The following is a 7134-nucleotide window of genomic DNA, read 5'->3' on the forward strand; positions in this document are numbered from 1 at the left end:
CGCCGCGCGCGCGCTTGAGCATCTGCCCGTCGAGATCGATATGGATCCCGTAAACTTCGGCTAAGCGGAGCTTTTAAAATTCGAGCGAAATTTTATCCGCCGCGGACGCCTTTTTGCAGCGTTTGTTTGCGGAGTGGGCTAAAAAAGAGTGGCAAAATTTCGGGTAAAATTTAAGGAGACGATTTGAGCGATAATTTAGATGAGCTAAGAGAAGCCTTACGCGGAAGGCACGCGAAGGCGTCTTGCGGATCGCAGACGGATAGTGACAAGCCCGATGCTTGCAATCTGAATTTAAAACCGGATTTAAAACTAGATGGCTCGGAGTTTGCAGATGATAGTACAGAAACATATACCTACAAGAACGCGAGCCTTTCGAGCAAGGATAATACCATAATCATAGATTATGACAGAGCCCCATTAATCATCACGGATCATCTCTATCGCGATTACGTTAAATATCAATTCCCTGCGATGTGCTGCGTATTTTTAATATTTTTGTTTTTTGCCATCATCGTGGTGGGTCCGCCAGAGCTAGGCGTATTGCGGATGTTTATCCTAGTGCTCTTACCGCTCATAGAGGCGGCTAGGCGCGAGGGCGAAGCATATTTCGTGATGACGAACTCCGCCGTCGCGTATTATAAAAAGGGCGAAATTGTGAAATTTTTTGAGCTACAAAAGATCGGTGCGATGGCGATTAGCTTCGATTGCAGATGGAGTTGGAGGCAGCAAATGCCGTTAGCCCTTAAGATCGTTATCGCCGTTTGGGTTTTACTCGCGCTTAAGTTTGGCGGAGACGACGAAAGTGTGAGTGTCAATGTTAGAAATATAGTATGTATTTTTACTATGGTACTTACCTTGCTTTACGGCTCTAAGATATTTATGCATCTACATAATGGCAGCCTCGGATTTTTCGGCATTCACGATCAACTAGTGCTATACAAAGAAAACGCCAACGTTGATATAATGAATATTTTGATGGCAAACAAGGATGAATATGCGCAGCTACGGGAGTATTTCTTAGCCGTGTTAAATGTCGATATAGATGAGCTACGGCGCACGATGTCGGTTTTCGATGAAAAGATAGAATTTAAGAAATTTAAATTCTAAATCGGCGCGCTTGAGGGTTTGTCTGCAGGAATAAATACATACTCTGTGAGTTTTGGCTAAGCGTGCAGTTAAGCGAATTTTATTTATCTAAATTTTGCTCGCAGAATTTACATGATACGACTATAAATTTTACGCCCCGTCATTCTTATATCAGATTAAAATCAAAATATAATATCAAATTGCAGCGTTTTAATCTTAACGGGGGGATATAATAAGTCATCGCTCTTTTTGAAAGAGGCAAAACTATTTGCACCGATATAGAACATAGAAAGGCGACGATTTGAAAAAACTACTTAGAAATTTTATGATTTTTGCAGGTTTCATCCTTATGCTATATACCTCTTATTTTCTATATTTTTATTCTAAAAGAGCCGAATATGCGGCTATTTTATTGCAAAAGGCGCTTGGGTATGAAGAGAAATTTTTTACTGAGAAAACACAAAATTTAGACCCGTCTGAGCAAACCAAGCTACGGCATGAGTTTGAAAAAGAGAAATTAAAGCTAGAAAAATATTGCGGCGATGCTATAATAAACGGCGAAAATGGCCATTGCAAGGTTTATTATAACTTCGATTTCGACTATATCCATTTCTACGACGGGCAAAATCAAGATATCGCACTGGGCTACGACTTTGATAACGAAAGCATCGAGTTTTATAAAAAGCTATCAGATCACTATGATTACAAAGGCAAAAAATGCAGATCGCGCAGGGTGTATAGCGAGCACCATGCGACATTTGCTATTGATAATTTTGAGTATGCGACGTTTTGGTTGGGAGATCATGGCGAATTTACCCTAAAAGATCCATATATTCATGAATGTGAATAAAATTGATCGGTAATTGAAACACTGAAAGCCTGCCGTATAGATCGGCGGTATATGCATAAATTCATATTTGTGCGGATACGATAATGTATTTTATACTTTAGATTAAGTAATTATGTTGTATAAGCTTATACGATCGATAGCAAAAAACGCTTTTAAAGCTTCAAAAGCTCATTTTAAGGAGTGAGGGATGCAAGTTCGTGCTTTTATTTTAGCGACCTTGTTTGTCGTATCGTTCGCAAAAGCGGATGATATAAAGCATCCATTGACGCCATGGCGACTGGAATCCATTTTATGGAAAATTCAAGATAAAAAAGTTGTAAGAAAAGCTCTTCACGAACCTATGATTCGGGGCGCAACTACGTTTAACGGCAAGAGTTTTTATTTTTTTAAGATAGAACAAAATGCAACGCTCAAAAAAGAGTATGAAGAGCATTTATCAAAAGAAAGAGACTTCTGCAACGACTTTTACGATGATCTGTTCGAGTGGAAAAATATAAATATAATAAACCCACTGGTTTTTGATACGACGGATTACAACAACCCAGTTTTAAAGAAAAATATGGGCGATTGCTGGTATATGGATATGAATAAAACGATTAGAGACGGCTTTACGGGGAGAGGATTTACGTTATATAAATTTGATAATAAGCTTTTGTATATTATGATTTACAAAACCACTCCTTATATATATCAGACGGATGATTTCGCAAATCTTGCTTACATTTTAGATCCCAAAGAGTGTAGTAAAATCACAAAAGATCCTCGTAGCAGGGTAAATTTGGAGATTCCAGGCAATATCATATATAAACGGCGTCTGTTTTATGCCGAACCGATACGTTATAAAGATATAGACTATCTACTTTTCATAGATTTTGACAATACGGATAGCGGACAACTATTCAACGTCACAATCAGGAAATTTAAAGACGGTATTTTACAAATGCCTGTTTGTAGCAATTCATACGTAAATACGAAGCTTTATCGATAGGGGCGGTTATGTGGGTTCATATTTTCATCTTAATGATCGCATTCGTACTATTTGCGAATGCAAACGATGTAAGCGATACGGAAATTCCTTTTGATTTAAAAATAGCTTTATGGAAAGCTAATGATAGGAAAGTAGTAAGAAACAATCCTTCCGGTATGGTAGAAGGAGAAACCACTTTCAACGGAAAAACCGTTAGCTTTTGGCAAATAGATAGAAATGCAACGCTCAAAAAAGAATACGAAGAGCATTTATCAAAAGAAAGAGACTTCTGCAACGACTTTTACGATGATCTATTCGAATGGAAAAATATAAGCGTAATCAAGCCTCTGGTTTTTGATACGACGGATTACAACAATCCCGTTTTAAAGAAAAATATGGGCGATTGCTGGTATATGGATATGAATACAACGATTAGAGACGGCTTTACGGGGCGCGGATTTACATTGTATAAATTTGATAATAAGCTTTTGTATATTATGACGTATAGAGAAGATTTTCGGCAATACGAGATGTCTTTTGCAAATTTTATGTATATTCTAGATCCGCAAGAGTGCAGTAAAATTATAAAAGACCCCTCATACGATTCATATTATAGCAGGATAGATTTTGAGGATTATCGAAACAAGATCGCAGGAGATACTCTGATTTATTTCGGACCGATAAAATATAAGAGCGAAGATTATCTACTTTTTATCGATTCCGTAAATTTAATAAACGGTCTTAAAGCGGTTTCTATTCAAATTAGTAAATTTAAAGACAAAGTTTCGCGAACATCCGTTTCTATAAATTGTATAAATTCGTATTTAAATACAAAAATTTATCGTTAAGGAGTAAATCATGCAATACATTCAGTTGCCGTTGATAACTTTAAGTATGCAAAATTTTGGCTGGGAGATCATGGCGAGTTATCCTAAAAATCCTTTTATCGCTGCGGTTTTGGGCTTGTAGTTTTTGCTTCCCAATCTGCGTTTTTAAAATTTGATTAGAATTTTAGGCCGCCGCGCATGCCTTGCTCGCCCCTTTTCGATATACAGCGCCTACTCCTCATTTCCCTCCGTTCGCACGATCAGGCTTTTTGGAAGGCGAAATTTTTCGATGATCTCGCACTCTTTGGCGCGCATCTGTCCGTCGTCGCTCTCGTGATCGTAACCTAGCACGTGCAGCATGCCGTGCGTAAAAAGTAGCGCCGTCTCGTCATCCCTGCCGTGCCCCAGTTGCGCGGCTTTCAGCTCTACGAGGTCTAAATTTATCACGACCGAGCCGAGCAGCGCGGGAGCGAAATTCTCGTCGCCAAAATTTTCATTATTTAAATTTTCATCGTTAGGATTTTTGCTCGCGGAATTTACGGCGTTTTGATTTTTATCGCCGCTGTTTTCATGCGCGGAATTTTCCTCGCTCAAATCCCCACTGAAGCCCGCAAACGCTGCAGGATCTAGCGGGAAGCTCAGCACGTCGGTCGCCTTGTTGATGCCGCGCGTTTGTGCATTTAGCTGCCGCATCTCCTCGCCGCGCACGAAAATTAGCTCGACGCTCCCGCCGCCCAGCTCCGCCGCGATAGCGTCCAAAATTTCGGGATAGGGCTGCTCGCAAAGTATCATTTTTACCCCTCTTTTATAAAATTTTCGTATAATTTTAGCAAAAAAAGGACGAAAATGAGAGCTTTATGCGTGATCAGTGGCGGCATGGACAGCGCGACCTGCGCCTATATCGCGAAGCGCGAAGGTTACGAGATCGTGGCGCTGCATTTTGATTATAATCAGCGCACGATGGACAAGGAACGCGAGTGCTTCGGTAAAATTTGCGACGATTTGGGGGTCGCAAAGAGGTTTATTTTAGACGCTCGCTTCATCGCGCAAATCGGTGGCAGCGCCCTTACGGACGGCACCTTGCCAATCAGAAAGGGTGCGGCGGAGCTTTGCGGCGCGGCAAATTCTACCGGCACCGAGATTGATAGCGCGACAAATTCCAAGAGCGCCCGCTTAGACGGGCAAAATTCTATCGCGGCAAATTCTATTGATGCCGAGATTGGCGGGCAAAATTTTACCGCGTCAAATTTCTCGACGAGCCCTGCGGACGCTACGCTAAGTGCAGATTTGGCGCGAAATAGCGGCGGCTGCGCGCAGAAAGACGAAATTTTAACCCAAGGCGGTGAAGCTTCACTCGGGGACAATGAAATTTCACCACAAGGCGGCAAAATTTTAGCTCGCGACGACAAAATTTCACTGCAAGACGGCGAAATTGCACCTCAAAGCGAAGCCGAGCCGCAGCAGGGCGATAAAATTCCACCCAAGCACGCAGGGGGTGAAATTTTACCACAAAGCCAAAACAATCAAATTTCATCGCAGAGCCGAAGCGATAAAATTCCACCGCAAAGCGGCGAGGGCGCGTTTTCAGATCTGCCGAGCACCTACGTGCCGTTTCGCAACGGCGTGTTTTTGAGCATCGCCGCTGCGCTCGCCGAGAAGGAGCGCTGCGACGCGATCTTCATTGGCGTGGTGCAGGAGGATAGCAGCGGCTACCCCGACTGCGGCGCGGAGTTCATCGGCGCGTTTGAGCGAGCGCTTGAGCTGGGCACGAGCCGCGACTTTCATCCGCGCATCAAAACCCCGCTCGTGCACCTTAGCAAGGCGCAGATCGTCTCACTAGCGCTTGAGATCGGCGTGCCGCTAGAGCTTACGTGGAGCTGCTACGAGCGCGAGAACGCTGCGTGCGGGCTTTGCGACAGCTGCCTGCTGCGGCTCAAAGGCTTTGCTGGCGCCGGCGCGAAAGACAAAATCCCCTACGCGATAGAAGCTTAGGTGCGCCGCGACGAAATTTAATCGCGCCGCGGCAAAATTTACCGAGCCCGCGCGACTCGGCGCGTCATCAGCGCCTGATATGCGCGGATTTTGAATACGTAGTGCCGCATAGTTTATAGCGGGATTTCAAACATACGGCGGCGGTCTGCACTTTAGTGCGCCGAGCCGCGGCTGTAAATTTAAACTGCGCTTCGGAATTTGAAAAATTTTAATGCGAGCGTTGAGTGAGGTTCAAAGCGAAAATCAATTATAAATTTAACTCCTATGCTATATTTATGATCGTATAGGCGAATATAAACATATCGTATAAATTTGAATTCTAAATTTCTTAAGGAGGAGAGAATGGCGTTTGAAAATGCAATCATCACTAAAGAGGATGATGAGAAGTATGGGTTGAGTAAAATCTACTACAAGTATAATCCATATTATAAAATTTTTGCCGGTAGACTAGATTGGACTATTGATAGAGTAAGAAACTGTTGGTTGTGGAAAGTTTATAATTTTCCAGACTATGAATATGACCATAATACGCTTGAAAAAGCTATTTGGATTTTATATTATAATGGAGATTTTATCGAAGTTATTCTTGATTATGAAATTGATAAAGCAGTGGGACCAAAGCGACTTCATAGAATTTGGCAATTATTAGGTTTGAGCCCAATGCGCACAAAAACACTTTCAACTGATGAAATAATTTCAATTTTAAATGAAAGCCTGGAAACATATGGAGAATATGGCTATACTGAAACTATGGAGTCATCATATAGCTACTCCATGGAAATACAAAATTTAATCAAGGAGAAATAGAATGGCGTTTGAAAATGCGATCATCACTAAAGAGGATGATGAGAAGTATGGGTTGAGCAAATTGTTTTATCAATTTAACCCCACTTATAAAACCCTACCCGATGGAAAATCATGGGTCGTCGATAAAAGTGCAGATTGCTGGTTTATGGAAACTAAATTTTTTCAAGATCCGGAATACGATCATGCATATCTTAAGAAATCGGTTTGGACTTTATATTGTAAAGGAGAGATAATAGAGGCTACGCTTGATTACCAAAATAATATATCAGATACAGAAAAATTTCATAGAATTTGGAAGCTTTTAGAATTAAAGTCAAAAGAAACCAAATCCCTTTCAAAAAATCAAATACTTATGCTTTTAAATAAAATTTTGAATGTATATGGATATGACGGAATATGGGAACAAATCCCAAACTACACCATGGAACTACAAGATTTAACTGATAAGGAGAAAAAATAAGATGACTGGATTAAGTTTAGAGCAAGCAAACTTAAGATTGGCATTGGTTGATTTGAGACGGTATTATTAAATAACTTCTATGATATATCTATGAGCGCACAGGCGGATATAAACATATCGTAGTATAATCCGAGAATTAAATTTT

The 7134-nt window shown here is 41.2% G+C and carries 8 protein-coding genes and 1 pseudogene; 8 read left to right on the forward strand and 1 reads right to left on the reverse strand.

The genetic code is table 11. The features are described 5' to 3' along the window. The first annotated feature begins 183 nt into the window (after positions 1-183). The 4 genes from Q0369_RS03650 to Q0369_RS03665 all read left to right on the forward strand — a co-directional run bounded on the left by Q0369_RS03650 (position 184) and on the right by Q0369_RS03665 (position 3751). Complete coding sequence (locus tag Q0369_RS03650) at positions 184-1107, forward strand: hypothetical protein (RefSeq protein ID WP_298096138.1); 924 nt, start codon at positions 184-186, stop codon at positions 1105-1107. 280 nt (positions 1108-1387) lie between these two features. After that, positions 1388-1936 (forward strand): hypothetical protein, encoded by a 549-nt coding sequence (locus tag Q0369_RS03655; RefSeq protein ID WP_298096141.1) that lies wholly within the window; start codon positions 1388-1390, stop codon positions 1934-1936. A gap of 340 nt (positions 1937-2276) precedes the next feature. Continuing rightward, positions 2277-2924, forward strand: a complete 648-nt coding sequence (locus Q0369_RS03660; RefSeq protein WP_298096144.1) for a hypothetical protein — start codon at positions 2277-2279, stop codon at positions 2922-2924. A gap of 8 nt (positions 2925-2932) precedes the next feature. Next, positions 2933-3751 (forward strand): hypothetical protein, encoded by an 819-nt coding sequence (locus Q0369_RS03665; protein WP_298096147.1) that lies wholly within the window; start codon positions 2933-2935, stop codon positions 3749-3751. A 210-nt stretch (positions 3752-3961) separates the two neighbouring features. Here Q0369_RS03665 and ybeY read toward each other — a convergent pair whose 3' ends face one another. After that, positions 3962-4522 carry an rRNA maturation RNase YbeY gene (ybeY, locus tag Q0369_RS03670; protein WP_298096150.1) on the reverse strand — a complete coding sequence of 187 codons (561 nt, stop codon included), beginning with the start codon at positions 4520-4522 and terminating at the stop codon, positions 3962-3964. A 54-nt stretch (positions 4523-4576) separates the two neighbouring features. Here ybeY and Q0369_RS03675 point away from each other — a divergent pair. The 4 genes and pseudogenes from Q0369_RS03675 to Q0369_RS03690 form a co-directional block, all read left to right on the forward strand. After that, positions 4577-4843 (forward strand): annotated as a pseudogene (locus tag Q0369_RS03675) (7-cyano-7-deazaguanine synthase); the annotation flags it as partial. 174 nt (positions 4844-5017) lie between these two features. Continuing rightward, the gene (locus Q0369_RS03680; RefSeq protein ID WP_298096159.1) at positions 5018-5722 is read left to right on the forward strand and encodes a 7-cyano-7-deazaguanine synthase; all 705 of its coding nucleotides are present in this window, start codon (positions 5018-5020) and stop codon (positions 5720-5722) included. A gap of 342 nt (positions 5723-6064) precedes the next feature. Further along, positions 6065-6529 (forward strand): hypothetical protein, encoded by a 465-nt coding sequence (locus Q0369_RS03685; RefSeq protein ID WP_298096153.1) that lies wholly within the window; start codon positions 6065-6067, stop codon positions 6527-6529. Between the two features lies 1 nt (position 6530). Next, a complete protein-coding gene (locus Q0369_RS03690) occupies positions 6531-6989 on the forward strand; it encodes a hypothetical protein (RefSeq protein WP_298096156.1) in 459 nt (152 codons plus the stop codon). The last annotated feature ends 145 nt before the right edge of the window (positions 6990-7134 follow it).

Source organism: uncultured Campylobacter sp. (assembly GCF_938030685.1).
In the GTDB taxonomy this organism is placed as follows: domain Bacteria; phylum Campylobacterota; class Campylobacteria; order Campylobacterales; family Campylobacteraceae; genus Campylobacter_B.